Source organism: Stappia sp., from assembly GCF_040110915.1.
Taxonomy (GTDB): Bacteria; Pseudomonadota; Alphaproteobacteria; order Rhizobiales; family Stappiaceae; genus Stappia.
Window position 1 is genome coordinate 1,635,946 of the sequence record NZ_CP157793.1, and the last position, 26,461, is coordinate 1,662,406.

The window sequence follows — 26,461 nt, forward strand, 5'->3', positions numbered from 1 at the left end:
GCGTTGTCACCTCGGGTCATTTGGCGGCCTCCGTGCCGCGCGATGCAATCCGCCGAGGGGCGCTCGCCGCTCCCTCAGGCTCGATGTCGGGCGACGTCCCGCCTCTCCCGCCGAGAGGATCAGGCAGCCGCCGGCGATCGCCCAGTTCTTGACCAGGATGGACATCTGCCACGGGTCGGAGGGGATGAAATGGAGATAGCTGGTCGCGAGGCAGTATAGCGCCAGCGCGCGGGCGAGCGGGCGGAGGCGGATGTTCGCCACCAGCATCACCGCCGCCCCGGCATTGAACGCCATGGCGGGCCAGACCAGCCAGGCGGCCAGCGCCGCCGGCAGGCCGGCGTCGATCAGCAGGTCCTGCGCCGGGGCCGGGTCCAGCGCCTTCTGGAGGGCGCCGGCGGCGAAAAGTATCGCCAGAAGGCAGCGGCCGGCGAGGTGTTCGGCGCGGGCGATCATGCCGCCGGCTTGAAGAGGAGGCTCACCCCGTTCAGGCAATGCCGCTTGCCGGTCGGCGGCGGCCCGTCGTCGAATATATGGCCCAGATGACCGCCGCAGCGCCGGCAATGCACCTCGGTGCGCACCTGGAAGAGCAGCGTGCGATCCTCCTTGGTGCCGACCGCCCCGGGCAGGCTCTTGGTGAAACTCGGCCAGCCCGTGCCACTGTCGTATTTCGCTGCCGCGTCATAGACGGGAAGCTCGCAGCCGCGGCAATGATAGACGCCGGGCCGCGTCTCCTCGTTCAGGGGGCTTGTGTAGGGGCGCTCGGTCTCTTCCTCGCGCAGCACCCGAAAGGCCGCGTCGCTCAGGCGCGCGCGCCACTCGGCCTCGCTGCGGCAGATCTCGAAGCCGCATTCGGCGGCCCGGACCGGGCGGGCGATCATCGCCGCGCTGACGCTCAAGAGGAATGTTCTCCGGTTCATGACGACACTCCTGCACTCGGCACTTGGAAGAAAGAGCCCCGGGCAGCCTCGCGCGTGTGCGCGGGAGGCCGCCCGGGAGATCGGGTGCGGCTTACTTGGGCACCAGAACGCTGTCGACGACATGGATCACGCCGTTCGACTGATCGACATCCGCGATGGTCACGCGACCGGCATTGCCGCTCTCGTCGTAGATATAGACGTTGCCGCCCTTGACCTGGGCCGACAGGGCATCGCCCGACACGGCCTTGAAGTGATAGAAACCGTCGGACGAATTGCGCGCCCGCCGGGCGATCTCGGCGGCGGACCAGTCGCCCGCGACCACATGGGCGGTCAGCACCTTGACCAGCATCTCCTTGTTCTCGGGCTTCAGCAGCGTGTCGACCGTGCCGTCGGGCAGAGCGGCGAAGGCCTCGTTCACCGGCGCGAAGACGGTGAAGGGACCGGGGCTTTGCAGCGTGTCCACCAATCCGGCCGCCTTGACGGCGGCAACGAGGGTCGTGTGGTCGGCCGAATTCACGGCATTCTCGACGATGTTCTTGCTCTCGAACATCGCGGCGCCGCCGACCATCGGGTTGTCCGCCTGCGCGGCGGTGGCGAGCGTCAGGGCCACGGCGGCGGTGGCGAGCTTGGAAAGGGTTTTCATGTGTCCTCCGTCAGGGTTTTCGGCCGCAGCCATGTGCGGCAACACCGGAGACACGGGGACGCGCGGGAGAAAGTTTCAGATCGGCGGCAAAAAAGTTCCTGGCCCTCCGGAGATCGCGTCAGGCGTCGACGCGATCAGACATCGAAGAAGGCGTCGGTCGCCAGGATCTCCCCCGTCGGCGCGCCGGTCGGCGATCCGCCTTCCGGCTCGTCCGACACGGCAAGGGTTCCGCCCTCGATCAGGGCGGCGATCTCCGGACTGATCTCGAACAGGCTTTCCCTATCGACCGGGATCACGCCGAGCGAGACCGGTGCGTCGGCGCCCTCGCCGATCACCCAGAGCTCGAAATCGCGGCCCGGCCGCGGCGCGCCCTGTTCCGGGATCACCTTGAAGAGGCTCCCGTCCGGCGCGTAGCCGGCCTCGATGCGCACCGCCCCGTCGGCGGAGATCAGCGTGGCATGGAACGCCGGGTCGAAGGCGGGCCCGCGCAGCATCGGCGCGAAAACGAGGAACGCGGCCACGGCGACCGCGACCAGCGAGGGCAGCGCGACCCAGCGCCATGACCACCACGCGCGTCGCGCGACGGGTGCCTGCTGCGTCTCGCCCGCGAGCCTTGCCATGAGCCCGGCCTTGACCGCCGGCGGCGGGGCGACCTCCGGAAGATCGTCGGCGAGACCGGCGGCTTCCGCCTCCCAGAAGTGGACGAGCGCGCGCAACCGAGGCTCGGCCGCAAGCCGTGCCTCGAAGGCGCGGCTTGCCTCCGCGTCCAGCAGGCGAAAGACGTATTCGGCGGCCAGCGCCTCGTCCTCCGGCATGTCCTGATGGTCGCTCATCGCGAAAGGCACTCCTTCAGGGCGATCAGGCTGCGGCGCAGCCAGGTGCGCATGGTGTTCAGCGGCACGTCGAAGCGATCCGCGAGGGCCTGATAGGTGGCGCCGTCGAGATAGGCGGCGCGCACGGCGCCGGCCCGGTCGGCCGGCAATTCCTCGAAACAGGCGCTGAGCCGGCGCTGCTGGGAGGCGGCGATGCTCGCGGCCTCCGGACCGGGGCGATGCTCGACCAGCTCGCCGACGCTGTCGAGGTCGACCTGACCCGAGGCCCTGGCGCGCAGCCGGTCGATGGCCAGATTGCGCGCCACGGTGATCAGCCATGTCATGGGGCTGTGTCCGGTCACCGCGTAGCGGTCGGCCTTGTCCCAGATCCGCAGATAGATGTCCTGCAGCGCTTCCTCGGCTTCATGCCGGTTCTTCAGAACGCGCAGGCAGATCGCGAAGAGCTTGCCGCTGGTGGCATCGTAAAGCGAGGCAAAGGCCGTCCGGTCGCCGAGCGCGACCTGCCCGATCAGAGTCTCGATGTCCTCCCGGCTCGTCATTCGCTCGCTTGACCGCTTGAGAAATGGGTGTCTCCCCGTTTCCTGACACAGCACGGCCCGGACGGCAATCTCTTGCCGCCCGGGCCGCTGCGCATTCCGTGGCACCGCGCTTCGGTCGAACCGCCGCGTCAGCTGCCGAGCGAGGCGGCAAAGCCCGTGATGCCGCCCATGCCGAGATCGGCCTTCATCGTCGCCGCGCCGGTGTCGAGGTCGATTTCATAGAGCCCGGCGGTCTGCGCGCCCTCAAGCTGGAGAATGGCGAACCCTGTGTTGTCGCCTTCCGAGCGCGAAACGATATCGAAGCCGCCCATCGGCGCGAGATCGACCTTTGCGCCGTCGACGGTGATCATGGCGACGGTTTGCAGGGTGCCGGCATTGTTGGCAAGGCTGACCAGCGCATCGGTTTCCGCGTCGAGCGCGTATTGGAAGGTCTCGCTCGCCGTCTTTCCGTTGATCGCATTGGTATAGGCGTTGGCGAAGACCATCGGCGTCGCGTCCGCCATCCGGTCGTCTTCCGCGTAGGCCAGGCTCGTGAAGCGGCGCACGGAGCCCGCGCGCTCGTCGTTGTCGCCGAAGCCTTCGGGGAAATAGACCAGATTGTCGCCGGTCGAGGTCACGGCGCGCACGGCGTCGATCTTGTTGTTGAAGTCGAAGGCCACGGTCTTGCCGCCGCCGATCATCGTGTCGTCGGCGAAGCTTGCCTTCAGATCGGTCATCTCGCCCGTCATCGGATCGATCCGCGCGATCATCCCGTCGGCGAAACCGAGCAGTTCGCCGGTCACGGGGCGCCAGGCGATCGCCTTCAGCGGCGCGCCGAGAGCATGGGTCTTGACGTCGCCGGGGCTGTCGAGGTCGCTCATGACGACCAGCGTCGCGCCGTCATTCGCAAGGGCATAGCCGGAGACGGTCGCGGAAGTGTCGGCGAAGGCCGGGGTGCATGCCAGGGCGATCAGCGATGTCATAAGAGCCTGAACTTTCATAAACCTGCCTTTCCAAAACGGGTCGGCGCACAGCGGTGTGCGTGCGCTTCGACCACAGCCACGAAAGGCGGGCCGCGAAAGTTTCAGCGTGCCCGGACTTTTTTTTCTGAGGAGCGTCCTGACAACCGTTGATACGCCACGATCTTTCGCTCAGGACGAGCCCGACGCCTCGAGCGCGGAAACCGCCCGGCGCAGGTCTCCGGAACTTTTCTCCAGCAGCGCGGCGGCCGCGTCCGGTGTCGCGCCCTTGAGCACCAGGATCGCCTGCTTGACGTCCTCGTTGCAGGTCTCCAGCGCGCGATGCGCCGTGTCCTCGTCGCAGCCCGCGATGTCCGCGACGATGGCGCGGGCACGCTTGCGCAGCTTGGCGTTCGTCGCGCGCATGTCGACCATATGCCCGCGATAGACCCGGCCGAGCCGCATCATCACCGCCGTGGAGAAGGTGTTGAGGCAGATCTTCTGGCTCGTGCCCGCCGTGAGTCGGGTCGAGCCGGCCAGAACCTCCGGCCCGGTCTCCAGCAGGATCGGACAATCGACGGCGCCGAGCAGCGGCGCGCCGGGATTGTTGGCGATGCCGATGGTGGTCGCGCCGGCCGCGCGCGCGCTCGCCATGGCCTGCAGCACGAAGGGCGTCGTGCCGCTCGCCGCCAGACCGATGACGACGTCATCGCGGCCGACCTTGAGGGCGGCGAGATCGCGCGCCGCCGCCTCGGCATCGTCCTCCGCCCCCTCCTGCGCCTCGCCGAGGCTTTGCACGCCGCCGGCGAGCAGCACATGCATCCGGTCCTTCGGCCAGTTGAAGGTGGGGTGAAGCTCGACCGCGTCCAGCAGGGCGACCCGGCCGGAGGTCCCCGCCCCGCAATAGATCAGCCGGCCCCCCGGCGCGCGCAGTACCGCGAGCGCGGTCGAAATGGCGCGCTCCACATCCGGCAGCGCGTGGCGCATCGCGGTCAGGGCCGCCGCCTGACTGTCGACCAGCGTCGCGGCGAGATCGCCCAGCGGCAGGTCGTCCAGATCGCGGTGGTCGGCGCCAAGCGATTCCGTTTGCGGGCGCGGCGCCCCTGAGCCTTGCATCGATCCGGACTCCCGAGTCTGCAGGTTGCAATTAAGACCAGAATATTACCAATCTCACGACGACAGTTTCAAGAACCTCCGCGTGCAATCCCGCACATTCGGCGCTTCTTGGTGTTGTACGCGTGTCATGTCATCCGGATTGGATCACGATGGGCCGGCAGCGTCGATGGCCAATTACCCGGACCGCCTTGCCTCAAGAGGCCAAAGTGGACGATAATTGGAATTACAAAGGCTGACGCGGACTCCCGGACTTCCTGCCGGATTGCCCGCCGGACCGCGCGAGCGCATCGCGCCACCGAACCGCACTTGCACCGCACGTGCACCGCATCAGGGGGTCAACGGACGCATCGATGGACACATTCGTCATCCACGGCGGCTCTCCCTTTTCCGGCTCGGTCCAGATCGCCGGAGCGAAGAACGCCGCGCTTCCGATCCTCGCCGCCTCGATCCTCGGCGGCGGGCCGGTGTCGCTCGCCAATGTGCCCGAGGTGTCGGACGTCCGCTCGATGCTGGAATTGCTGTCCGGCCTCGGCGCCGAGGTCGGCGAATTGCGCAACGGCCGCCTCGCCCTCTCCACGCAAGGCGTGACACGGTCCGAAACCGCCTATGACATCGTGCGGCGCATGCGCGCCTCCTTCCTCGTGCTCGCGCCGCTGGTCGCGCGTTTCGGACAGGCCCGCATCTCGCGCCCCGGAGGCTGCGCCATCGGCACCCGCCCGGTCGATCTGCATCTCGAGGCCCTGCGCAAGCTCGGGGCCGATGTCGCCTTCGAGGCCGGGGAGATCGACGTCACCGCGCCGCAGGGCCTGACCGGCGCGCGCATCGTGTTCCCCACGCCCTCCGTCGGCGCGACGCACACCGCGCTGATGGCGGCCGCCAGCGCGAAGGGCGAGAGCGAGATCGTCAACTGCGCCCGCGAGCCGGAGATCGCCGATACGGCGGCCTTTCTTTCCGCCATGGGCGCCACCATCGAGGGCGCGGGCACACACAAGATCCTGGTGCAGGGCACGAACGCCTGGCGCCCGGCCCGCCACACGATCCTGCCCGACCGGATCGAGGCGGCGAGCTACATGGTCGCCGCCGGCCTGACCGGGGGCCGCGTGGAGGTGATCGGCGGACGACTGGAGCACCTCGGCGCGGCCTGCCATCTGCTCGAGGCGGCGGGCCTGTCGATCTTCCCCTCCGACCGGGGTCTGATCGCCGAACGCACCGGCGCGCTGCACAGTGTCGACGTGACGACGGAGGCCTTCCCGGGCTTTCCCACCGATCTGCAGGCCCAGTTCATGACCCTGATGTGCCTCGCCGACGGAGCCTCGGTGATCCGCGAGGGCATCTTCGAACAGCGCTTCATGCATGTGCCGGAACTGCAGCGCATGGGCGCGGACATCACGCTGTCGGGCTCCGCGGCCACCGTGCGCGGCGTGCCCCGCCTGCAGGGGACGCAGGTCATGGCGACCGACCTGCGGGCGTCCATGTCGCTCGTGCTCGCCGGTCTCGTCGCCGAGGGCGAGACGGTGGTGCATCGCGTCTATCACCTCGACCGGGGCTACGAGGACATTCAGGGCAAATTGACCCGCTGCGGCGCGCGGATCGAACGGGTGCGCCAATGACGCAAGACATCGGGTCCGGCGACCTCTTCATGGCCGTGGACGGCGGCGGCACCGGCTGCCGCGCCCGGCTGGAGCGGGCCGACGGCACGATCCTCGGCCGGGGACTGGCCGGCCCCGCCGCGACCCGCTTCGGCATCGACGCCTCCTGGGCGGCAATCGAGACCGCCTTCACCAATGCCTTCGCGGAGGCCGGCATCGCCGCCCCCGACCGGCTGCCCGAGGGGGTGCGCGTGCACGCCGGCATCGGCGTGGCCGGCCTGTCGCGCGCCGGTGCACTGGAAGGACTGGAAGCCCGCCCGCATCCCTTCGCGTCGCGCGCCTTCGCCAGCGACGGGGCGATCGCCTGCCTCGGCGCGCATGACGGCGGCGACGGCGGCATCGTGATCGTGGGAACGGGAAGCTGCGGCATCGCGCGGGTGGACGGTCGGGACATCAAGATCGGCGGCTACGGCTTTCCGATCTCCGACGAGGGCAGCGGCGCCTATCTGGGCCTGCGGGCGATCCGCCTCGCGATGCTCGCCCACGACGGGCGGGCCGAACCGACCGCGCTGCTCGGCGAGATCCTCCAGCATTTCGACCGGGATCCGCGCAAGGTGGTCGGCTGGATGGACACCGCGACGGCAACCGATTACGCGACCTTCGCGCCGGCGGTGGTGCGCCACGCGGACGAGGGCGACACCGCCGCCCGGCGCCTCATGCAGGACGCGGCCGCCAAGATCGACGGCATCTGCCGCGCGCTGCGCGATCGCGGCGCGCCGCGCCTGACGCTGCTCGGCGGCCTCGGCAGCGTGATGGAAACATGGCTGGCGCCGGACCTGCGCCGCAAGCTCACCCCGCCCATCGGCGACGCGCTCGACGGCGCCGCCATCCTGGCCGGCAGACCTCCCTTAGACGCCGCCTCTCGCCAGCACCCGGGCCACCAGGAACCACGGAACCGAAAAGATGACAGAAACCGATAGCCTGTTCCTCGACGAGGCGCCCTTCGACGCGACCAATCCGACGCCGCGCTACATCCAGCTGGCCAACCGCCTGCGCGACATGATCCGCACCGGCACGCTCAAGCCGGGCGAGGCGCTGCCGTCCGAACGCGCCATTGTCGCCGCGACCAGCCTGTCGCGCGTCACCATTCGCAAGGCGCTGGAGCTTCTCGTGCGCGAGGGGCTGCTCAACCAGCGCCATGGATCGGGCACCTATGTGAGCGAGGAGCCGGGGCGCATCGAGCAGTCGCTCGGCGTCCTGACCGGCTTCAGCGAGGACATGGTCTCGCTCGGCCATGTGCCCTCCGCCCGCTGGCTGCAGCGCAGCTACGCGCTTCCCTCGACGCAGGAAGCGATGATGCTCGGCCTGTCGCCGGGCGAGAAGGTGCTGCGGCTGCACCGCCTGCGGCTCGCCGACGACCTTCCGCTCGCGGTGGAACTCGCCGTGGTTCCGGCGAGCCTGCTGCCGTCCATCGAGAAGATCGGCGATTCCCTCTATGAAGCCCTCGCGGAGGCCGGCGCGCTTCCCGAAAAGGCGCTGCAGCGCATGCATGCCTGCCGCCTGCCGGCCTTCGAGGCGGAGTTGCTCGGCGGCGAGGAAGGCGAGACCGCGCTCTACATCGAACGCCTGTCGCGCACCGGGTCGGGCCGCACGGTCGAGTTCACCCGCTCCTACTACAAGGGCGACCGCTACGATTTCGTCGTCGAGCTGACGCTTCCCAAACCGAAAACCGCTCTGCAATGACGTTGACATCAGGCCCGCGCAAGACCCTGCTGCGGCAGGAAACCGAGGAAATCCCGGAGAGCGTCGCCCGTCAGGCGGCGACCGGCGGGCCGGATCTGGCGCGCGCCGGCGCCGCACTCGGCGACCTCGATCCCGCATTGTTCGTGACCGCCGCGCGCGGCTCGTCCGATCACGCCGCGACCTATTTCAAGTATCTCGTCGAGCTGCTGGCAGGTCGGCCGGTCGCCTCCGTCGGCCCCTCCATCGCCTCGGTCTACGAACGTCCCCTGGCGCTCGCCGGCGCGGCCTGTCTCAGCGTGTCGCAATCCGGCAAGAGCCCCGACTTGAACGCCTTTCAGGACATGGCGCGCGCCTCCGGCGCGCTGACCCTGGCGCTGGTCAACACCCGCCCCTCGCCGCTGGCGCAAGGCGCGGATCTCGCCATCGATATCTGCGCCGGACCGGAGCGCGCGGTCGCCGCTTCCAAGTCCTACGTCTGTTCGCTGGCGGCGATGGCCGGGATCGTCGGCGCCTGGACGCAGCACCCCAAGATGCCGGAGGCGCTGGCCGCCCTTCCCGAGCGCCTGTCCTTGGCGCTCTCCTGCGATTGGTCGCCGCTGGTGGAGGCCGCCGCCGGGGCGCGCTCGCTCTATGTCATCGGACGAGGCCCGGCCTTCGCCATCGCCCAGGAAGCGGCGCTCAAGTTCAAGGAAACCTGTCAGATCCACGCGGAAAGCTACAGTTCCGCCGAGGTGATCCACGGACCGATCCAGCTTGCCGCCGGCGGACTGGTCGCGCTTGTGTTCCTCAGTCGCGACGCGGCACGCCCGGGCCTGCTGCAGACCGCCGAACGCCTCGCGGCGGCCGGCGCCCGTGTCTTCGTGGTCGATCCGCTCGGCGCCGATGCGGCCCGAAGCGGAACCGCGCTCCCCCGTATCGCGCTTCCCTTTACCGCGCTTCCCTGTATCGCGGCCCCCGATCCGCTGCTCGATCCGCTCAGCCAGATCACCGCCTTCTATCGCTTCATCGACACGCTGGCGGGCGTGCGCGGGTTCGATCCCGATGCCCCGCAACTCCTCAACAAGGTCACGGAAACGCTATGAGCGACACGAACGGCAGCGGCGTCACGGCGCTTCTCGCGCAAGAGGTCTTCGACGGCGCGCGGATGCAGGCGCAAGGCGCGGTCGTGATCGAGGGGGAGCGCGTGCGCGCCGTCGTGCCGCTGTCGGAGATCCCCGCCGGGGCTGAGCGGATCGAGACCGGCGCGGCGCTGCTCTGCGCGGGCTTCGTCGACTGGCAGGTCAACGGCGGCGGCGGCGTGCTCTTCAACGAAACACCGACGCGCGCAGGGCTCCGGGCCATCGCGGCGGCGCACGCGGCGTTCGGCACGACGACGCTGTTGCCCACCGTCATCACCGATGCCCGGGAGGTGACCGAGGCGGCCGCGCAAGCCGTGGCCGAGGCGATTGCGGACGGCGATCCGGCCATCGTGGGCATTCACTTCGAGGGCCCGCATCTGTCGCTGGAGAAATGCGGTGTCCACGCGCCGGGCTTCATCCGGCCGCTGGAGGACGCCGACCGGGCGCGGCTGACGCGCCCCGATCTCGGTGCGGTCGTCGCCACGCTTGCACCGGAAAACGCCGCGCTTTCGGACATGCGCGATCTGGCCGCCGCCGGGGTTCACGTCAGCCTCGGCCACAGCAACGCGGATTACCGCACGGCGAAGGCCGCCTTTGCCGCCGGGGCGCGGTCCGTGACGCATCTTTTTAATGCCATGAGCGGGTTGCACCACCGCGATCCCGGGCTCGCCGGTGCCGCGCTGGAAACCCCGCATGTCCATCTGGGGATCATCCCCGACGGCCATCACGTTCATCCGATGATGCTCGATCTCGCGGTGCGGGTCGCCGGTCCAAAGCGGCTCACGCTGGTGACGGATGCCATGTCGTCCGTCGGGCACCCGGCCGACCGGTTCGAGCTGAACGGGCGTACCGTGGAGCGCAAGGACGGACGTCTGACTATCGCCGACGGCACGCTCGCCGGCTCCGATCTCGACATGGCCTCGGCGGTCCGCATCATGGCCGCGTCCTGCGGCGCGTCGCTTCCCGAGGTGCTGCGCATGGCCTCGCTTCAGCCCGCCCGCATGCTCGGCCTCGCCGACCGGGGGCACCTGCAACCGGGTGCGCGCGCCGATGTCCTCGCGCTCGACGCGGACCTCGGCCTCCTGGCGGTGTGGATCGCGGGCCGGCGTCAGGAGACGGAGGTCTTCTCCGCCGTCTGACTGTCGGGTGTCTGACTGGCGGGTGTTTGACCGTCCCTCGTCTCAACCTCCGCCGGCGGCCCCTCGCCTGGAAAATGGCAGGCGCAGAGCCGCGTCGTGGCGGGCTCCGCGTCCGGCGGCAGCAAGGCCGGCGCCTCGTGCCGGCAGATCTCGCGCATCACGTAGCAGCGGGGGTGAAACAGACAGCCTTCGGGCCGCAGGGCGAGATTGGGCACATCGCCCTTCAGCACGATCCGTTGCCGGGAGCCGCCCTCGCTTGCGCTGCCCGGAAGCCTGGGGATCGCGGACATCAGCGCGCGCGTGTAGGGATGGAGTGGCGCGCGGAAGAGATCCTCCGCCGGCGCGGTCTCCACGAACTTCCCGAAATACATCACCGCGATCCGGTCGCTCACATGGCGCACCACCGACAGATCGTGGCTGATGAAGATCATCGACAGGCCCAGCTCGCGGCGCAGATCGGCGAAGAGATTGATGATCTGCGACTGGATCGACACGTCGAGCGCGGACACGGCCTCGTCGGCGACGATGATCTTCGGCGACAGGGCGAGCGCCCGGGCGATCGCGATGCGCTGGCGCTGCCCGCCGGAGAATTCATGCGGCAGACGCGACGCCGCCGCTTGCGGCAGTCCGACCAGGTCGAGCAGCTCGCGCACGCGTTTTTCTCGATCCGGCCGTCCATGCACCACCAGCGGCTCGCCGACGATGGTGGCCACGCTGTGGCGCGGGTTGAGCGATCCGAAGGGATCCTGAAACACCATCTGGATGTCGGCGCGCGCCGCCTTGAGCGCCCGGCCCTTCAAGCCCGCCAGATCGGTGCCGCGATAAAGGATGCGCCCGGACGTCGGCCGGGCGAGGCGCATGACCGTGCGCCCCAGCGTGCTCTTGCCGCAGCCCGATTCCCCGACCACGCCCAGCACTTCTCCTTCCGCGAGATCGAAGCTGATGCCGTCGAGCGCCAGAACCTTGCCCGCGCCGCCTGCGGGATAATGCTTGACCAGATCGACGACGGACAGAAGCGGGCTCATGAGGCCGGGTTCCAGCACAGGGCCACGTGGTCGCCATGGACCTCGCGCGGCGGTTTCTCATCGGCGCAGCGCGAAAGCGCATGCGCGCAGCGTTCGGCGAAGGCGCAGCCCGGGGGCCGCGCGCCGGGCGGCGGCACGGTGCCGGGGATTGCCGGCAGCGCGGAGCCGGGCCGGTTGGCCGCCGGAATGGTGCTCAGCAGCGCCTGGGTGTAGCGATGGCGCGGGGTGCGGAAGACCTCGGCGACCGGCCCCTGCTCCACGATGCGCCCGGCATACATGACCGCCACCGCGCCGCAGGTCTCGGCCACCACGCCGAGGTCGTGGGTCACCAGAATGCAGGCCATGCCGAAGCGGGCACGCATCTCGCCGATGAGATCGAGGATCTGCGCCTGGATCGTGACGTCGAGCGCGGTCGTGGGTTCATCGGCGATCAGCAGCGCGGGCTCGCAGGCGAGCGCCATGGCGATCATCACCCGCTGACGCTGACCGCCGGACAGTTGATGCGGATACTTGCGCCGCTGCGCGGGGCCGTTCGGCAGCCCGACCAGCGCGAGCAGGCGGTCGACCTCCGCGTCGCGGGCCGCGCCGTCGAGAGCGCGGTGAAGCGCAAGCCCCTCGCCGATCTGGTCGCCCACGGTCATCACCGGATTGAGCGAGGTCATCGGCTCCTGAAAGATCATCGAGATGTCGTTGCCGCGCACGGCGTTCATCTCGTCCTCGCCGAGCCCCGCGAGATCGCGGCCGTTGAAGAGGATATGTCCGCGCGTCAGGCGCACGGCATGGCTCGGCAGCAGGCCCAGAACGGAGAGCGCGGTGATCGTCTTGCCGCAGCCCGATTCCCCGACGAGACCGAGCATCTCGCCCTCCCCGACGGCGAGGTCGATCCCGTCGACGAGCACGTTTCCGCCCGCCTCGAGACATAGATCCCGGATCGTCAGCACGCCGGCATCCCCCGGAGGCGACGCGGCTCGGCAAGGCCCGACGGGCAAGCCCACGCGCCCGCCACAGCCTGTGCAGGCGAAAGACGTGCCTGCAACCGGCCTGTCACATCCGGCGGGTTTGTCTGATAGACTTGCGCTCGCGGCGGTATCGACCCGGTGTCGCCCATTGAAGTTGTCATTCACTGGTACCTGTGAAACGGCAATGCGCTTGTAAATGGTATTGAGGTGGACTAGCCTATCAGCCGAAGTCCGGCACCGGCAAGGCGGACCCACAAGAATTGTCATCCAGAGGGGAGTTTGGGGTTCATGGACAGGTTGCGCAAATCCTTCATCGCGTCCGGCACCGCGCTGGCACTCACCCTTTCCCTCGGGGCGCAGGCCGCTCCGCTGGAGGTTGCGGTGGACAGCTCGCCCTCCGGTCTCGACCCGCACATCGTGACCGCCTTTTCCTCCTTCCAGATCATCGACGGCACGATCTATGAAGGCCTGACCGCGCTCGACGCCGACCTGGCGATCGTGCCGGGTCTGGCCAGCGCCTGGGAGATCTCCGAGGACAAGACAACCTACACCTTCACCCTGCGCGAGGGCGTCGCCTTCCACGGCGGCGGGACGATGACCTCGGCCGATGTGGCGGCGAGCCTCAACCGCGTGCTCGACGAGGACACCGGCTCGCCGCTCGCCAGCCGGCTTGCCGCCGTCGAGGCGATCGAGACACCGGACGACAGCACCGTCGTCATCCGGCTGAAGGCCCCCTCCGCGCCGCTCCTCTCCTCGCTGACGACCATCGCCATCGTTCCCGCGAAATACGCCGAGGACACGGAGACGCTGCAGCGCGCGCCGGACGGCACGGGCGCCTTCCGCTTCGTGGAATGGCAGCCCAATGTCGCGATCCGGCTGGAGGCCAACGACAGCTACTGGCAGGACGGCCTGCCGAAGCTGGAGGGCGTCAATTTCAACATCGTGCCGGAAGCCGCGACCCGGCAGGTCGGCCTGACCAGCGGGCAGTACCACATGCTGCCCAACACAGACGCGGTGACGGCGCTGCAGCTCCAGTCGCAGCCGAACGTCAAGCTGCAGGACACGCTGGAGCTCGCCTATTCGCTCACCGGGCTCAACGTCACCCGCCCGCCGCTCGACAATCCGAAGGTGCGCGAGGCGCTGAACTACGCGATCAACCGCGACGATCTCGTCCAGGCCGCGCTCTTCGGCGCCGGCGTGCCGGGCGGGCCGCTGTCGCCGGCGCTCACGGGCTTCGCCCTGCCCACCGAGGAACTCGCCTGCTTCTCCTCCGATCCGGAAAAGGCCAAGGCGCTTCTGGCCGAGGCCGGGGTCGAGACGCCCATCGAGCTTGAACTGCTGGTCCTGCCGCGCGACGACACCAAGGCGATGGCCCAGGTGATCCAGCAGCAGCTCGCGGCCATCGGCGTGAACCTGACGCTCGACATTCCGGAAATCGGCCAGTTCGTGCAGGACTGGCGCAATTCCGAGTTCGACATGTTCGTCTCGCTGAACTCGGGCACAATCGAGCCGGACGACTATTTCTACCGCACGTTCCGCACCGGCGGCTCGACCAATGTGTTCAAATACTCCAATCCCGCGCTCGACGCGCTGCTCGACGCGGGCCGCGAGGAGACCGACGTCGACGGGCGGCGCGAGATCTATGCGCAGGTGCAGTCCGCACTCGCCTGCGACGGGCCGGCGCTGTTCCTTGCCTACGGCCAGCTCTATACGGCCATGCGGACCTCGGTGGAGGGCTACGAGATCTATCCCAACCGCTCGCTCGGATCGCTGAAGTCGGTCACGCTCGACAACTGACGATCCGCCTCGCAGGGGCCGCCGGCGGCAATCGCCGGCGGTCTTCCCCGTCGAACCGAGTGCGCCGGCCATGATGTTTCTCAAACGGCTTCGCGGACGTCTCATCGATCTCGCCTTCGTCATCGTCGGCGTGTCGGTGCTCGTCTTCGCCTTCATCCGGATGATCCCGGGCGATGCCGTGGCGATCATGCTGGGCGCGAACGCCGAAGTGACGCCGGAGCGCATCGCCGCCGTGCGGACCCGCCTCGGGCTCGACCTGCCGATCCACGAACAGTATGTCGTGTGGGTGTCCGACGTGTTGCGCGGCGACTTCGGCGTCTCGATCTGGACCGGCAAGCCGGTGATCGACGAGATCGCCGCTCACGTCTGGCCGACCCTGCAACTGACGCTGCTGGCGCTCGCCACGGCGGTGATCCTGGCGATCCCGCTGGGGATTCTCATGGCGCGGCTGCGCGGGCGCCGGGGCGAGGCCTTCGTGCAGGCCGGCTCTGTCGTGGGGCTCACCATCCCGCCCTTCTGGCTCGGCATCATCATGATCCTGACGCTGTCGGCCATCGCGCCGGGCGTCCAGATGCTCGGCTACGTGCCCTTCTCGCAGGACCCGCTCGGCAACATCGCCCGGCTGATCCTGCCCGCCTTCGCGCTCAGCCTGCCGATCATGGCCAATCTCGCGCGCCTGCTGCGTTCCACACTGCTCGAGGCGATGCAGCAGGACTACATCCGCACCGCCCGCGCCAAGGGCGTGCCGGCGCGCCGCGTGCTCTATCGTCACGCCTTGCGCAATGCGCTCATTCCCTTCGTCACCAGCGTCGGCATCATGGCCGGGTACTTGCTCGGCGGCGCCATCGTCATCGAACAGGTCTTCGCCATTCCCGGTCTCGGCCGGCTGATCCTGGGCGCCATCGCGGAGCGCAACTATCCGCTGATCCAGGCGACGATCCTGCTCGTCACCTGCAGCTTCGTCTTCGTCAATTTCGCGGTCGACGTCGTCTATGCAATCATCGATCCGAGGATCTCCGAATGAGCGCGCCGGCCAGCCCGACCGGGACGCGGGGCCACAAGCGGCGCCGGCCGTTGCTGTCGCTTTACTCGATCGCGCTTGGCATGATCGTCGCGCTGACGCTCGTCGCCCTGGCGGCGCCGGTGATCGCGCCCTACGATCCGCTCGCGCAGGACATCCTCCAGCGCCTCAAGGGTCCTTCCGCCGCCCATTGGCTCGGCACCGACCAGCTCGGTCGCGACGTGCTTTCGCGCATCATCTACGGCCTGCGCTCCTCGCTCTCGATCTCGGCGAGCGCCGTCTTCCTCGCCTTTCTCGGCGGCAGCGTGCTGGGGCTGATCGCCGCCTATTATCGCGGCTGGCCCGAACGCATCATCATGCGGCTGATGGATGTCCTCTTCGCCTTTCCGGTGATGCTGCTCGCCATCGGCGTGATCGCCGTCATGGGTCCGGGCGCCGTGCCCACAGCCGCCGCCATCGCCATCGTCTACACGCCGATCTTCGCCCGCCTGCTGCGCGGGCCGGCGCTTGTGGTGGCCGAAAGCGATTTCGTGATGAGCGCGCGCTCCATCGGCGCCTCCGACCTGCGCATCATCCTGCATCACATATTGCCCAATCTCGTCAGCGTCATCCTGGTGCAGTTCAGCCTGCTTCTGTCCTCGGCGATCCTGGTGGAAGCCTCCCTCTCCTTTCTCGGCCTCGGCACCCAGCCGCCGACGCCCTCGCTCGGCATGATGCTGTCGGAGGGGCGCAACTTCCTGTTTCTCGCCCCCTGGGCGGCGATCTTCTCGGGCGTGGCGATCCTGATCGTCGCCTTCGCGCTGAACCTCTTCGGCGACGCCCTGCGCGACGACCTCGACCCCCGGCTGCGGACCTGAAAGGGAGTGCCTTCGATGGACGACAGACTGGAAATCACCATCAACCGACGCCGCTTCGACCGCGCGGCCGGCGTCGCGGCAAAAATGACCGCCGACGATCTGGCCACCCTTGCCGGCATCCCGGCGCAAAACGCCATCGTGGAACGGGAAACGGGACCGCGCACCTATGAGCCGGTGGCAGGCGACGAGGCGCTGACCGTGCGCTCGGGCATGCATTTCCTGGTGACCCGCAAATTCGTCATGGGCGGCTGAGCGCGGCGCGCCCGAAACAGGACCCGGCGATGACCACGACCCACCCGGAGCGCACCACCATCCTGAGGCTTTCAAGGCGGGACGCCGAGACTCTGCGCGCGGACGCCCTGCCGCAGATGCCGCCGCGCGCCTTTGCCGCGACGCTCGCCGTGACCGAGACCGCCGGGGCGCGCATCTGGACCCTGCGCCCGCTTGCCCTCGGCCTGCCGCAGAACCACCCGGGCGCGGCCGCCGAGATCATCGTCCTGGGCCTTGCCGACGCGGCCGGGTTCCGCGCCGCGCTCGACACCCATCTCCCGGAGGCCGAAGACGGCGCGGACACGCCGGATCCCACCACCGTGCGACTTCTCGTTGGGGTCTGCGCGGACGGTACGGTGCAGGCGGCCGGCCGGCATCGCGCGGACGGCGGCTGGCACGACATCGACCGCATCTTCATCGAGGGCGAACCGGGCCTTGCGGTCTGGCATGGCGGCGACCCGCCCGCCGAACCGCCCCTGCCGCCCGAACGGGTCGCCCGCTTCACCAGCTCCTTCGGCGTCGAGGCCTATCAGCGGCTGCGGCGCTCCACCGCCGTCGTCATCGGCGCCGGCGGCACCGGATCGGTCGCCATCCCGATGCTGGCGCGCGCCGGCGTCGGCAGGATCGTGATCGTCGATTCCGACCTGATCAGCCCGTCCAATCTGGAACGCACCCACGCGAGCTTTCCCGAACACATCGAAACGCCGACGCTGAAGGCTGCGCTTGCCCGCGATCACGTGCAACGGATCGATCCCGACATCGAGGTCATCGCCTACGACGGACGTTTGCCGCAGCGCGCAATCGTGGAGGAAGTGGCGCGGGCCGACGTTCTGCTCGGCTGCACCGATCAGCATACCAGCCGGCTCGCGTTGAGCGACATGGCGCGGCGCTATCTCGTGCCCGCCATCGATTGCGGCGGGCTGATCGAGGGCGCGAACGGCCTCGTGACCGGGCAGATCATCCAGCTGGTTCTCTTTCGCCCGGACGACCCCTGCCCGCGCTGCCGGGGCATGGTGGATGACCTGCGCATGCGTCAGGAGCTGATGTCGCCGCAGGAGCGGCAGGCGCTGATCGAGGCGGCCGGCGATGCCGCCCCGCCGCCGGAGGCGCATGAGATCCCGCAGATCGACACGGTCGGCTACATCACCACGGTGAGCGGCACGCTGGCCGCCGGCTATGCCATCGGCTGGCTGACCGGGCGCTTCGACCCGCCGTTCGAACGCATGCAGATGAACCTCATCGCCGAGTGCCTCGACGTGACCGACCGCCCGCAAACGGTGGACCCGGCCTGCGGCTGCCAGAACGCGCGCGGCCTCGGCGATGCCGGCGTGCCACCTTTCGCGATTCCCGACCATTGGGCGGAGGCGCGCAGATTGTGAGACCGGCGCTCAGCCGGAGCCGAACAGCCCGCGCAACCTCTTGAGCGACCGCGCCTGCGCAAGGTTCGCGCGGTGGCTTTCGCCCTCCCCCGGCTCGACCTCCAGCACCAGACAGGTGTCGGCGTCGCGCCCGAGACGGTCGGGAAAGTCGGCCCAGGGCAGATTTCCGGCGCCGACCTCCAGCCCCTCGCTGATCAGCGCGTCGAGCGGAATGCCGGGCCCCGCGCGGCCCGGATCGGCATAAAAGATACTGTCGCTGACGTGCAGCCAGGGCATGTCGCCGTCGACGAAATCGAAGGGGTGAAGCCGCTCGGCGCGCTCGAGATCGGAGTCGAGCACGGCGCCAAAGCGCGGATCGTCTTTCGTGTGCGCAGGATATGCCCGGCGCCAGTTGAAGAGATTGGCCGACAGCGTCGCATGGGCGGTGTCGACGAAGGGCGCGACATTGGTCAGTCCCTCGGCCGCGACGAAGGCGCGGAAGTCCGCGATCTCCCACGGGAAAAAGTGATCGAGCGGCCCGGCGAGATAGGACGTCCCGTCGCGCGGCAGCAGCGAATAGTGGCCGACGTTTTCAACGAGCAGCAGACTGTCCGGCGCGAGCCGCGCCAGCCGCGCGATCTCGGCATTGAAGGCGGCGGTCGCCTCCGCCCGGTCGATGCGCTGTGGCGCGCCGCCCTGCACCAGCCCCCAATAGCGGTGAACCACCACGCGCGGGACCCGCGCCTCTTCCGCGAAGCGCAGGGCGTCCTCCACCTGGTCGGCATCGAACGCGGATTCCGTCACCCGCGCGACCTTTTGCAGGGGCACATGCACGGTGAGATCCAGCGGCCCGTGGCTTGCGCGCAGCCGCTCGACGTTTTCCAGACACCGGCGCCGGGTGGCCCGGTCCTCGATGTCGCGCGGGCCGAAGGTATGCAGTTCGAGCCGCACGGGCAGCCCCATCCCCGCAAGCGCCTCGGCCCGATCCGTGAGCTGCGCCGCCTCCATCGCGGCGGCCTTCAGGGCATATCCCGGCATGAACGAAAACACCTCCGACGTGGGCGACGGCGACAGCCTACCCCATCGAGACCCGATCTACAGGCAGCCGGTCGCTTCGATTTCCCGAAACTCGGCGTCGTCGATCCCGAGCCACTCTGCCAGCACGGCGCGCGTGTCGGCGCCAAGCGCGGGCGGCCCGCGATGCACGGCCGGCGGGGTCGCCGACATCTTGATCGCGCTGGCGGGCACCGGCACGCTTCCGCCGGCCGGATGCGGCACCTCGACGATCTGGCCGCGATGGGCGAGATGCGGGTTGTCGACCACGTCGGCGATGCTGGCGACCGGCTCGCAGGGCACGCCGACGGCATGCAACGTCTGAAGGATATCTGCCGCGTCCCGCTCCCGACCCCAGGCGTCGATGATCGCTTCCAGCGCGTCGACATGGGCATTGCGGGCGAAGAAGGTCGCGAACCGGTCGTCGGCCGGCAGCTCGGGCATGCCCATCGCCTCGCTGAGTTTCACGAAGTGATGGTCGTTGCCGGCCACCACATAGATCCATTTGTCATCGCGGCTCTTGAAGCAATGGGAGGGCGAGAGATAGCGGTCGCGATTGCCGAGGCGCGCCGGCTCCGTGCCGAAGAGTTTCGATTCCGCGATGGCGGTTGTCAGCATCGACAGGGCGCTGTCCATCAGGGTCGCCTCCACCACCTGGCCCTTGCCCGTGTCGTGGCGCGACTGCAGCGCGGCAAGCGCCGCGATCGTCGCATAGAGCGCGCTGGAATAATCGGCCACGAAGACCCCCGACATGGTCGGCGCGCCGCCAGCCGGGCCCGTCAGGGCCATGACCCCGCTGTGCGCCTGAGCCGCACCGTCGAAGCACGGATGGGAGGCCATCGGCCCCTCCTGACCGAAACCGGAGACGCGCACGAGAATAAGCCCGGGATTGGCCGCCGACAGAACGTCGTAACCGCACCCCATCTTCTCCAGCGTGCCGGGGCGAAAGTTCTCGATGACGATATCGGCCTGCGCCGCCAGCCGGCGCAGCAGGGCCTGCCCCTCGGGATGACGGAAGTCGAGGGTCAGGCTGCGCTTGTTGCGGTTCGCGCCCATGAAGAACAGGGTCTCGCCGTCGACCATTTCGCCGACGCGCCGCCCCTCCTCGCCCCCCTCGATGCGTTCGACCTTCACCACGTCCGCACCAAGATCTCCCAGAACCTGACCACAGAACGGCCCGGCTATATACCTGGAAAGATCAAGAACCTTTATGTTGTTCAATGATTTATTCTGCATTTACTGTTTTCTTTCCGAAAAATAGTTCGTATCATGAGATCTGTTTAAGGAGGTTTTGACATGAAGGTTAAGTTTCATACCTGGCTCAAGACGAAGACGGGCTGCGGCGAGGAAGAGATCGACCTGCCCGACCACGTCCGCACCATCTCGGATCTGACCGCCTTTCTGGCCGAACGCCACGCGGAGGCCGCACCGCTCTTCGCGATGCCGCAGGCGCTGCGCTATGTGATTGACCGGCGCTACGTCGATACCGACCATGACATTTCCTCCTCGCCCGTGGTGGAGATCTACCCGCCGGTCACCGGCGGGTGAGCCAGCGTCCGTCCATCCGCCGCCGGCGCCGTCCCGCAGCAGGGGCACTGCGGGCGGCGGGCGAGCGGAATCTCGCTGAAACCGGCCGACAGGCCGTCGTAGAGGACGATCCGCCCGGACAGCCCCTCGCCGACGCCCAGGATTTCCTTCACGACCTCCATCGCCTGAAGACCGCCGATCACCGTCAGCACCGGCCCGGCCACGCCGACCTGCGAACACGTCGGGGTGACGTCCGGCGGCAGCGGTGCGGGATAGAGGCAGCGGAAGCAGGGATGGTCGCCGCCGCGAAAGGCGGCGAAGGTCGTCACCGTGCCTTCCGTCATTTGCGCCGCGCCGCTGACCAGCGTGCGGCCATGGGCGAAACAGGCCGCGTGCAGCACGTCGCGGGTGGCGAAATTGTCGGTGCAATCGGCGACGATGTCATAGCGGGCGACCAGATCGTCGGCATTGGCGGCACTGACCGGAAGCATATGCTCCACGACCTCGACATGCGGATTGCTCCGCCTGAGCCGCGCCGCCGCGCTGGTCGTTTTCGGACTGTCGAGATCCTCCATCGTGTGGATGACCTGACGATGGAGGTTCGAGACCTCGACGAAATCGCCATCCGCGATGCCGATCCGACCGACACCGGCGGCGCCCAGATACTGCAGGACCGGGGCGCCGAGCCCGCCCGCGCCGACGACCAGAACGCGCGCGGCCTTCAGGCGACGCTGCCCGTCCTCGCCCCACTCCGGCAGCACCATCTGGCGCTGGTAGTAGACCCGTTCGTCCGCGCTCAGCTCCGCGCCCGTCCTGTCCGAAAGCGTCATGGCTCCGCCCTTTCCCCGGCGAGCGCCGCGCCGTAGCCGTGCACATGCTTCAGCAGCCGATGAAAGCCGTTGGCCCGGCTCGGGGCGAGCAGATCGATCAGCCCCGCCTCGCGCAGCCGGTCCGGCGGGGCCGCGGCGATCTCGTCGGCACTGCGCCCGTCGTAGAGACCCACCGCGATGGCCAGCAGCCCGCGCATGATGCGGGCGTCGGAATCGGCCGCCACCCGCACGATCCGCGTGTCCGGGTCGTGGCGCAGATCGAGCCAGACCCGCGACTGGCATCCGTGGAACCGGGCCTCCTCGGTCTTCAAGGCGGACTCCATGGGCGGCAGTTCCGCCGCCATTTCCAGCAACACGACCACCGGCCCGCCGCCGTCCGCCCTTGGCGCAAGCCGGTCGGAAAGACGGGCGATATAGGCGTCGATCGACATCGTCTGCGTGTCCATCCATGTCGGACCGTCGGCCCTCGCGTGGCCGGGCGATCAGGCGTCAGGCGGCCGCGCGCGCGCTGGCGAGAACGCCGCCGCCGAGCGGCTCGGCCACGCCCGTGGTCAGCGGGAAGCTGAGCGGCAGGCCGCGTTTGGAGCGCATCGCCAGAAAGGCGAAACACTCCGCCTCCACCGCGTCGCCGCGCAGGCCGACGCTTTCGGCCGGCACCACCTCCGCGCCGGTGCGCTTGGCGATCTCTTGCATCATGACGGGGTTCTTGCGCCCGCCGCCACAGACCACGATGCGGCGCGGACGGATCGGCAGCAGATCCAGCGCCTTGCCGACCGAGCCGGCGGTAAAGGCGGTCAGGAGCGCCGCCCCGTCCTCAAGACTTGATCCGTCCGCCATGGAGGCGGAGAAGTCGAACCGGTCCAGCGACTTCGGGTAGGGCGCGGCGAGGAAGGGATGCTCCAGCAGGCGCGCCAGCCGATCCTCGTCGACCGTGCCGCTGGCGGCCAGCGTGCCGCCCTCGTCCATGTCGCCACCGGTGTGCTGGAAGATCCAGTCGTTCACCGGCGCATTGGCCGGCCCGGTGTCGAAGGCGATCATCTGGTCGCCGTCGCACCAGGTGAGGTTCGCGACGCCGCCGAGGTTCAGCACGGCGGTATCGCCGCCGGCGTTGATCTTGCGAAGCGCCGCCTTGTGATAGATCGCGGAGAGCGGCGCGCCGTGGCCGCCCGCCTCCATGTCGCGGGAGCGGAAATCGTAGACCACATCCGTGCCGACGATCTCCGCCATCATCGCACCGTCGCCGAGCTGACGGGTGTGGCCGCGCCGGCCGTTCTCCGGCGCGCGGTGCAACACGGTCTGCCCGTGGAAGCCGACGGCCGAGATGTCGGACGCCGAATAGCCGTGCCGCGCGAGGAAGGCATTGACGGCGAGTGCCTGCGCCTCGGTCAGCGCGGCTTCCGCCTCGCGGAAGATCTCCGGCTCCGGCCCGGTGAACTGCCATTTCAACGCCGCCTCGAAGGTACGCCCGAGAAGGTCGCGGATGTCGACCGGATAGGGCGCGAGCTCCCAGGGCCCGAACGCGTCGATCGTCTCGCCGTCGGTCTTGATCATGGCGATGTCGATGTATCCGTCGAGCACGGTTCCGGTCATCAGTCCGATTGCCCAGGCAGGCTTCATGTCGTGTCGCTCCCTTGTGCGCCGCCTCAGGCCGCGGCGGCGCGTTTTTCCTGAATGTGTTGCGGGAAGATGCGCCCGGCCGGCTTGCGGCAGTCCTTGCAATGGCCGACGGCGCTGCGGCCGTGATCGGCCAGGCGGCAGCGGAAGGCGAGCGCTCCGGCCAGCACCCGGTCGACACCGTCGTGCAGGAGGTTGCCGACGATGCCCGCCTTGCCGTGGCTGATCACGCAGATCGAGACATCCCCGTTCGGCGCGACGCAGAACACATGCCCCGCCCAGAAGCAGGGCAATTGCGGGACGGGCAGATGCGGCAGAACCTCCTCCGACAGCATGCGGTCGAGCGTGCCGTCGCTCTCCAGGTTCTCCACCTTGTCGATCGCCTGTTCCGCGCCGCCGGGCAGCAGCGGCTTGACCTTCTCGTACTGGTCGACCCGCTCCAGCAGCTTGAGGAAACGCGGATCGTACTCCTCGATCGGCTCGTCGAGATCGATCTGATAGACCCCGACGCGCAGGCCCGGCCGGTGCTGCGCCGCCTCCAGCAGCCGTTCCAGCCCCAGCAGCGATTTCTCGAAATTGCCCTCGCCCCGGTTGAGGTCGTGGGAATAGCGGTTGCCGCCGTCCAGCGAGACGAAGATCTTGTGATCGAAGTCGACCGACACGATTTCCGCCACCCGCTTGTCGGTCAGCATCGTGCCGTTGGTGTGCCATTGCAGCGGAATGGTCGGCATCACCTCGCCCACGGTCGCCAGAAGCTCCGCGAAGCGGGGGTTCATCAACGGCTCTCCGCGCCAGTTGAGATGGATCGTCTGCACGTCGACCGAGACGCTGTCGCGCAGGTCGGTCAACATGCGCCGCAGGTCCTCCGGCGTCATGTCGTCGGTGCCGTGGCTGAGCTTCGTGTAGCACAGGCGGCAGGCCAGGTTGCACCGCGTGGTCGGATCGAGCCAGAGCCAGACGGGCGATCCGGTGAGGGCTGAACTCTCGGTGTGCTTTGCGAGGTCGGTCATGCAAGCTCCCTGGTCGCCGGCCGCCGGGTGTCCCCGCGCGGCTGATTTCAGTTCATCACACAAATCCGCGTCTTACAATACCTGTTAAATACCACTCGATATCCAGATCAATCCAGCCGTCTCGGATAATGGATCGGCACGCACCAGTGGTTGGCCGCCACCCAGTCGGTGTTCGGCAGCTCGGCCGGGTCCTTCACGATCCGGTGGCAGGGCAGCTCGTAGACCTTGCCGGCGCCGCGCTCGATCGGCTCGAAGACGATGTATTTGTAAAAGCCGCTCTCCATCCCCTCGGGCAGCCGCAGCCGGTGCGGATAGGCGGGGTCCAGAACGTCGCGCGCATAGGCGCGTTTCCACGCAACGATGTCGGCGAGGCGGCGGGTCTGCACCACGCCCATCGCGGCGGTGAACTCGTCGATCCGGTGGTTCATGCCCTGAACGGTGTAGCCGGAGCCCCGGCCGTAATCGCGATAGGAGCGCGCGTGGCGGGCAAGGTCCGGATTGGCGGTCACCAGCATGCCGCCCTCGCCGGTGGAGATCGTCTTGGTCGGATAGAAGGAATAGATCCCGGCATCGCCGAAGCTCCCCGCCGCCCGCCCCTTCCAGCGCGCGCCATGGGCATGGGCGCAATCCTCGATCAGCCAGATGCCCTTGTCCCTGCAGTAGGCGGCGATCCGCTCGATGTCGAAGGCGATATGGCCGCCGACGTGCACGATCCAGGCGGCCTTGGGCCGATGGCGCTCGGCCCTCTCCACGAAGTCGGCGAACGACCCGCACAGATCCTCCCGATTGCAGTCGTAGAAGACCACCGAGGCGCCGGATTTCTGGGCCGAGCGCGGCGTCGCCAGGAAGGTGTTGGACGGCGAGAGCACCGTCTCGCCGGCCACGCCGACGAAGTCGAGCGCCGCCAGCGCGCCGCCGGCCCAATTGTTGAAGGCGACCGCCTCGAGCCCCGTCTCCGACGCCCAGGCCGCCTCGAAAGCCCGCGTGTGCTCGCCGTCGCTCCAGCGGTTGGAGCGCAGGATATCGCGCCACAGACCGAGCAGTTCCGCCTCGTCGCGGGCGTCGAAGGCGACCGAGAACGGCAGCGGCGCGGGGCGCGCGCCGGCGGGGTCACGGGGGTGTGCGGCCGGTGTGTTCACAGCAGCATATCCTCCTGCGCGCGCCCGAAAAGCGCCGCGCCGTCGTTTCGGGCGTGGAGTTCATATTGATTGGCCGCGTGCTGACGCGCGGCGAGCATGTCGTTGAAGGCGCGCAACAAGGGCGATCCGCGGTAGAGCGCGGCGGCCCCCGCGGCGCGCAGAAGATCGGCGGCATGCGAAAAGCAAAGGTCCGCGACCCGTGTCGCGTTCAGTCGAAATACCCGCCGACGCGCCAGCGGCACGTCCCTGCCGTGCCGGGCCGCTCGCGCGAGGTCCTCCTGATCGGCCTCCAGGATTTGCCACTGCGCGGCGAGATCCGCCTCGATGCGCGCGCACAGATCCTGCACATGCGGATCCTCGGCGATGCGCTGCGCCATCATCGAGGTGCGCTCGCGGTTCGCCTCGAGAAAGCCGGCGAGCATGCCGCGCAATCCGCCGAGCGACGACGTCGAGATCGTACGGAACAGGATCTGCGGCAACGGCTGCCGGTAAAGCGGGCCGGCGTGGACGCGCAAGCCGGGCGCGGTGCCGTGGAACCGGTGCGCGTGCGCCAGGAAGCGATACGCGGGCACCCGCGCTTCCGCCACGCGCACGGCATGGCTGCCCGTGCCGCGCAGGCCCGCCACGTCCCAGTCTTCCACGATCTCGATATCGCGGCGCGGCACGACGCAGGCGCCGGCGAGCGGTTCGCCATCGCCCGTCAGAAGCGCGCCGAGCATCACCCAGTCGGCATGATCGACCCCGCTGGAAAAACGCCACTGCCCGGACAGGGACAGCGTCCCGTCCGCCTCGGCATGAAGGCGCCCGCCCGGCATGTTGCTCGACGACAGGATCGTGTCGGGGTCGGTGCCCCACACGTCGTCCTGGGCGCGGCCGTCGAACAGCGCCAGATGAAAGGCGACGGCCCCCATGTTGGCGAGCACCCAGCCGGCGGACATGTCGATCTCCGACACCGTCGCCTGGACGCGAAGCAGCGTGAGCGGCGTGTCTTCAAGACCGCCGAAGGATCGCGGCTGCAAAATGCGGAAAAGCCCCGCGCGGCGAAACGCGTCCACCGTCTCCGGGCTCAACCGGCAGGTCGCCTCCCCCTCCTCCGCCCGGGCGGAGAGGTCGGCCCGCATCGCGCGTGCGGCGGCGAGCAGCGCGTCGGCCGTCCCGTCCGACGCCGCGCCGGAAGCGGCTTGCGATATGGACACGGGCAGCGACACGACAATCTCCCGATTGGTGGTGCTAGACTGGTAGTCTATTGGAGGTGGTGAAATTTGCAAGAGCACGCTTTGTTATAGTCGCGTGACATCTTCAACCCCGCCCGCGCGGGCGGCCCCCACGGCGCGGATCCTGCAACGCATTGCTCCCTCACCTGCGCCCGCCCGATCTGCCCCCCTGACCTGTCGTCCGCCCGCTGGCACTCGCAACCGCCGCAGGC

General features: G+C 68.7%; 28 protein-coding genes. 11 read left to right on the top strand and 17 right to left on the bottom strand.

From position 1 onward, the window contains the following. Positions 1–6 precede the first annotated feature (6 nt). The 7 genes from ABL312_RS07105 to ABL312_RS07135 form a co-directional block, all read right to left on the bottom strand. Entirely contained in the window at positions 7–453 is a 447-nt protein-coding gene (locus tag ABL312_RS07105; RefSeq protein WP_349360689.1) for a DoxX family protein, read from the bottom strand. Then, positions 450–917, bottom strand: coding sequence for a peptide-methionine (R)-S-oxide reductase MsrB (gene msrB, locus ABL312_RS07110; protein WP_349360690.1), 468 nt, complete (start codon positions 915–917; stop codon positions 450–452). Before msrB ends, ABL312_RS07105 begins: the two co-directional genes overlap by 4 nt. A gap of 91 nt (positions 918–1,008) precedes the next feature. Next, a complete protein-coding gene (locus ABL312_RS07115; protein ID WP_349360691.1) occupies positions 1,009–1,560 on the bottom strand; it encodes a fasciclin domain-containing protein in 552 nt (183 codons plus the stop codon). A gap of 134 nt (positions 1,561–1,694) precedes the next feature. Further along, positions 1,695–2,393: an anti-sigma factor domain-containing protein gene (locus tag ABL312_RS07120; RefSeq protein WP_349360692.1), complete on the bottom strand. Its 699-nt coding sequence runs from the start codon at positions 2,391–2,393 to the stop codon at positions 1,695–1,697. Further along, on the bottom strand, positions 2,390–2,932 hold the full coding sequence (locus tag ABL312_RS07125; protein ID WP_349360693.1) for a sigma-70 family RNA polymerase sigma factor: 543 nt from the start codon (positions 2,930–2,932) through the stop codon (positions 2,390–2,392). Before ABL312_RS07125 ends, ABL312_RS07120 begins: the two co-directional genes overlap by 4 nt. 128 nt (positions 2,933–3,060) lie before the next feature. After that, positions 3,061–3,894, bottom strand: coding sequence for a DUF4394 domain-containing protein (locus ABL312_RS07130; RefSeq protein ID WP_349360694.1), 834 nt, complete (start codon positions 3,892–3,894; stop codon positions 3,061–3,063). A gap of 168 nt (positions 3,895–4,062) precedes the next feature. Then, complete coding sequence (locus ABL312_RS07135; RefSeq protein WP_349360695.1) at positions 4,063–4,986, bottom strand: N-acetylmuramic acid 6-phosphate etherase; 924 nt, start codon at positions 4,984–4,986, stop codon at positions 4,063–4,065. A 350-nt stretch (positions 4,987–5,336) separates the two neighbouring features. On the opposite strand from ABL312_RS07135, the gene murA reads away from it, so the two are divergent. The 5 genes from murA to nagA are packed head-to-tail and all read left to right on the top strand — an operon-like array spanning position 5,337 to position 10,575. Beyond that, positions 5,337–6,596, top strand: a complete 1,260-nt coding sequence (gene murA / locus ABL312_RS07140) for a UDP-N-acetylglucosamine 1-carboxyvinyltransferase (RefSeq protein ID WP_349360696.1) — start codon at positions 5,337–5,339, stop codon at positions 6,594–6,596. Continuing rightward, positions 6,593–7,555 (top strand): BadF/BadG/BcrA/BcrD ATPase family protein, encoded by a 963-nt coding sequence (locus tag ABL312_RS07145; RefSeq protein ID WP_349360697.1) that lies wholly within the window; start codon positions 6,593–6,595, stop codon positions 7,553–7,555. The genes murA and ABL312_RS07145 overlap by 4 nt, the downstream gene beginning before the upstream one ends. Beyond that, on the top strand, positions 7,539–8,318 hold the full coding sequence (locus ABL312_RS07150) for a GntR family transcriptional regulator (RefSeq protein WP_349360698.1): 780 nt from the start codon (positions 7,539–7,541) through the stop codon (positions 8,316–8,318). Before ABL312_RS07145 ends, ABL312_RS07150 begins: the two co-directional genes overlap by 17 nt. Then, a complete protein-coding gene (locus ABL312_RS07155; protein ID WP_349360699.1) occupies positions 8,315–9,400 on the top strand; it encodes an SIS domain-containing protein in 1,086 nt (361 codons plus the stop codon). The genes ABL312_RS07150 and ABL312_RS07155 overlap by 4 nt, the downstream gene beginning before the upstream one ends. After that, positions 9,397–10,575 (top strand): N-acetylglucosamine-6-phosphate deacetylase, encoded by a 1,179-nt coding sequence (nagA, locus tag ABL312_RS07160; protein ID WP_349360700.1) that lies wholly within the window; start codon positions 9,397–9,399, stop codon positions 10,573–10,575. Before ABL312_RS07155 ends, nagA begins: the two co-directional genes overlap by 4 nt. Here nagA and ABL312_RS07165 read toward each other — a convergent pair. Continuing rightward, a complete protein-coding gene (locus ABL312_RS07165; RefSeq protein WP_349360701.1) occupies positions 10,545–11,600 on the bottom strand; it encodes an oligopeptide/dipeptide ABC transporter ATP-binding protein in 1,056 nt (351 codons plus the stop codon). The two genes, nagA and ABL312_RS07165, sit on opposite strands and share 31 nt — an antisense overlap. Next, positions 11,597–12,541 (bottom strand): ABC transporter ATP-binding protein, encoded by a 945-nt coding sequence (locus ABL312_RS07170; RefSeq protein ID WP_349360702.1) that lies wholly within the window; start codon positions 12,539–12,541, stop codon positions 11,597–11,599. The genes ABL312_RS07165 and ABL312_RS07170 overlap by 4 nt, the downstream gene beginning before the upstream one ends. A gap of 306 nt (positions 12,542–12,847) precedes the next feature. Between ABL312_RS07170 and ABL312_RS07175 the strand changes: the two genes are divergently transcribed. From ABL312_RS07175 to ABL312_RS07195, 5 genes are all read left to right on the top strand, one after another. After that, positions 12,848–14,356 carry an ABC transporter substrate-binding protein gene (locus ABL312_RS07175; RefSeq protein ID WP_349360703.1) on the top strand — a complete coding sequence of 503 codons (1,509 nt, stop codon included), beginning with the start codon at positions 12,848–12,850 and terminating at the stop codon, positions 14,354–14,356. A 70-nt stretch (positions 14,357–14,426) separates the two neighbouring features. Beyond that, complete coding sequence (locus tag ABL312_RS07180; RefSeq protein ID WP_349360704.1) at positions 14,427–15,380, top strand: ABC transporter permease; 954 nt, start codon at positions 14,427–14,429, stop codon at positions 15,378–15,380. Next, entirely contained in the window at positions 15,377–16,234 is an 858-nt protein-coding gene (locus ABL312_RS07185; protein ID WP_349360705.1) for an ABC transporter permease, read from the top strand. Before ABL312_RS07180 ends, ABL312_RS07185 begins: the two co-directional genes overlap by 4 nt. 15 nt (positions 16,235–16,249) lie before the next feature. Next, a complete protein-coding gene (locus ABL312_RS07190) occupies positions 16,250–16,486 on the top strand; it encodes a hypothetical protein (protein ID WP_349360706.1) in 237 nt (78 codons plus the stop codon). Positions 16,487–16,515: 29 nt separating this feature from the next. Then, positions 16,516–17,883 (top strand): ThiF family adenylyltransferase, encoded by a 1,368-nt coding sequence (locus ABL312_RS07195; protein ID WP_349360707.1) that lies wholly within the window; start codon positions 16,516–16,518, stop codon positions 17,881–17,883. Between the two features lie 9 nt (positions 17,884–17,892). Here the strand turns inward: ABL312_RS07195 and ABL312_RS07200 are convergent, their stop codons facing one another. After that, the gene (locus ABL312_RS07200; RefSeq protein WP_349360708.1) at positions 17,893–18,900 is read right to left on the bottom strand and encodes a hypothetical protein; all 1,008 of its coding nucleotides are present in this window, start codon (positions 18,898–18,900) and stop codon (positions 17,893–17,895) included. 57 nt (positions 18,901–18,957) lie between these two features. Then, positions 18,958–20,151, bottom strand: a complete 1,194-nt coding sequence (locus tag ABL312_RS07205; RefSeq protein ID WP_349360709.1) for a CoA transferase — start codon at positions 20,149–20,151, stop codon at positions 18,958–18,960. Between the two features lie 60 nt (positions 20,152–20,211). On the opposite strand from ABL312_RS07205, the gene ABL312_RS07210 reads away from it, so the two are divergent. Further along, positions 20,212–20,463, top strand: coding sequence for a MoaD/ThiS family protein (locus ABL312_RS07210; protein WP_349360710.1), 252 nt, complete (start codon positions 20,212–20,214; stop codon positions 20,461–20,463). On the opposite strand, the gene ABL312_RS07215 is transcribed toward ABL312_RS07210, so the two are convergent. The 6 genes from ABL312_RS07215 to ABL312_RS07240 form a co-directional block, all read right to left on the bottom strand. Beyond that, positions 20,439–21,272: a HesA/MoeB/ThiF family protein gene (locus tag ABL312_RS07215; protein ID WP_349360711.1), complete on the bottom strand. Its 834-nt coding sequence runs from the start codon at positions 21,270–21,272 to the stop codon at positions 20,439–20,441. The two genes, ABL312_RS07210 and ABL312_RS07215, sit on opposite strands and share 25 nt — an antisense overlap. Further along, positions 21,269–21,718, bottom strand: coding sequence for a SufE family protein (locus ABL312_RS07220; protein WP_349360712.1), 450 nt, complete (start codon positions 21,716–21,718; stop codon positions 21,269–21,271). The genes ABL312_RS07215 and ABL312_RS07220 overlap by 4 nt, the downstream gene beginning before the upstream one ends. A gap of 43 nt (positions 21,719–21,761) precedes the next feature. Further along, entirely contained in the window at positions 21,762–22,889 is a 1,128-nt protein-coding gene (locus tag ABL312_RS07225) for an anhydro-N-acetylmuramic acid kinase (RefSeq protein ID WP_349360713.1), read from the bottom strand. A gap of 26 nt (positions 22,890–22,915) precedes the next feature. Then, positions 22,916–23,896 (bottom strand): radical SAM/SPASM domain-containing protein, encoded by a 981-nt coding sequence (locus ABL312_RS07230; protein WP_349360714.1) that lies wholly within the window; start codon positions 23,894–23,896, stop codon positions 22,916–22,918. A gap of 107 nt (positions 23,897–24,003) precedes the next feature. Then, complete coding sequence (locus ABL312_RS07235) at positions 24,004–25,035, bottom strand: DegT/DnrJ/EryC1/StrS family aminotransferase (protein ID WP_349360715.1); 1,032 nt, start codon at positions 25,033–25,035, stop codon at positions 24,004–24,006. Continuing rightward, on the bottom strand, positions 25,032–26,309 hold the full coding sequence (locus ABL312_RS07240) for a hypothetical protein (protein WP_349360716.1): 1,278 nt from the start codon (positions 26,307–26,309) through the stop codon (positions 25,032–25,034). Before ABL312_RS07240 ends, ABL312_RS07235 begins: the two co-directional genes overlap by 4 nt. Positions 26,310–26,461: the final 152 nt, after the last annotated feature.

Coding starts and splice junctions, on each gene's coding strand:
- nagA (WP_349360700.1), top strand. CDS start 9,397: ATGAGCGACACGAACGGCAGCGGCGTCACGGCGCTTCTCGCGCAAGAG.
- ABL312_RS07225 (WP_349360713.1), bottom strand. CDS start 22,889: ATGAAGCCTGCCTGGGCAATCGGACTGATGACCGGAACCGTGCTCGAC.
- ABL312_RS07210 (WP_349360710.1), top strand. CDS start 20,212: ATGAAGGTTAAGTTTCATACCTGGCTCAAGACGAAGACGGGCTGCGGC.
- ABL312_RS07105 (WP_349360689.1), bottom strand. CDS start 453: ATGATCGCCCGCGCCGAACACCTCGCCGGCCGCTGCCTTCTGGCGATA.
- ABL312_RS07230 (WP_349360714.1), bottom strand. CDS start 23,896: ATGACCGACCTCGCAAAGCACACCGAGAGTTCAGCCCTCACCGGATCG.
- ABL312_RS07180 (WP_349360704.1), top strand. CDS start 14,427: ATGATGTTTCTCAAACGGCTTCGCGGACGTCTCATCGATCTCGCCTTC.
- ABL312_RS07200 (WP_349360708.1), bottom strand. CDS start 18,900: ATGCCGGGATATGCCCTGAAGGCCGCCGCGATGGAGGCGGCGCAGCTC.
- ABL312_RS07205 (WP_349360709.1), bottom strand. CDS start 20,151: ATGCAGAATAAATCATTGAACAACATAAAGGTTCTTGATCTTTCCAGG.
- ABL312_RS07150 (WP_349360698.1), top strand. CDS start 7,539: ATGACAGAAACCGATAGCCTGTTCCTCGACGAGGCGCCCTTCGACGCG.
- ABL312_RS07135 (WP_349360695.1), bottom strand. CDS start 4,986: ATGCAAGGCTCAGGGGCGCCGCGCCCGCAAACGGAATCGCTTGGCGCC.
- msrB (WP_349360690.1), bottom strand. CDS start 917: ATGAACCGGAGAACATTCCTCTTGAGCGTCAGCGCGGCGATGATCGCC.
- ABL312_RS07185 (WP_349360705.1), top strand. CDS start 15,377: ATGAGCGCGCCGGCCAGCCCGACCGGGACGCGGGGCCACAAGCGGCGC.
- ABL312_RS07130 (WP_349360694.1), bottom strand. CDS start 3,894: ATGACATCGCTGATCGCCCTGGCATGCACCCCGGCCTTCGCCGACACT.
- ABL312_RS07145 (WP_349360697.1), top strand. CDS start 6,593: ATGACGCAAGACATCGGGTCCGGCGACCTCTTCATGGCCGTGGACGGC.
- ABL312_RS07125 (WP_349360693.1), bottom strand. CDS start 2,932: ATGACGAGCCGGGAGGACATCGAGACTCTGATCGGGCAGGTCGCGCTC.
- ABL312_RS07220 (WP_349360712.1), bottom strand. CDS start 21,718: ATGGACACGCAGACGATGTCGATCGACGCCTATATCGCCCGTCTTTCC.
- ABL312_RS07155 (WP_349360699.1), top strand. CDS start 8,315: ATGACGTTGACATCAGGCCCGCGCAAGACCCTGCTGCGGCAGGAAACC.
- ABL312_RS07120 (WP_349360692.1), bottom strand. CDS start 2,393: ATGAGCGACCATCAGGACATGCCGGAGGACGAGGCGCTGGCCGCCGAA.
- ABL312_RS07195 (WP_349360707.1), top strand. CDS start 16,516: ATGACCACGACCCACCCGGAGCGCACCACCATCCTGAGGCTTTCAAGG.
- ABL312_RS07215 (WP_349360711.1), bottom strand. CDS start 21,272: ATGACGCTTTCGGACAGGACGGGCGCGGAGCTGAGCGCGGACGAACGG.
- ABL312_RS07165 (WP_349360701.1), bottom strand. CDS start 11,600: ATGAGCCCGCTTCTGTCCGTCGTCGATCTGGTCAAGCATTATCCCGCA.
- ABL312_RS07190 (WP_349360706.1), top strand. CDS start 16,250: ATGGACGACAGACTGGAAATCACCATCAACCGACGCCGCTTCGACCGC.
- murA (WP_349360696.1), top strand. CDS start 5,337: ATGGACACATTCGTCATCCACGGCGGCTCTCCCTTTTCCGGCTCGGTC.
- ABL312_RS07175 (WP_349360703.1), top strand. CDS start 12,848: ATGGACAGGTTGCGCAAATCCTTCATCGCGTCCGGCACCGCGCTGGCA.
- ABL312_RS07115 (WP_349360691.1), bottom strand. CDS start 1,560: ATGAAAACCCTTTCCAAGCTCGCCACCGCCGCCGTGGCCCTGACGCTC.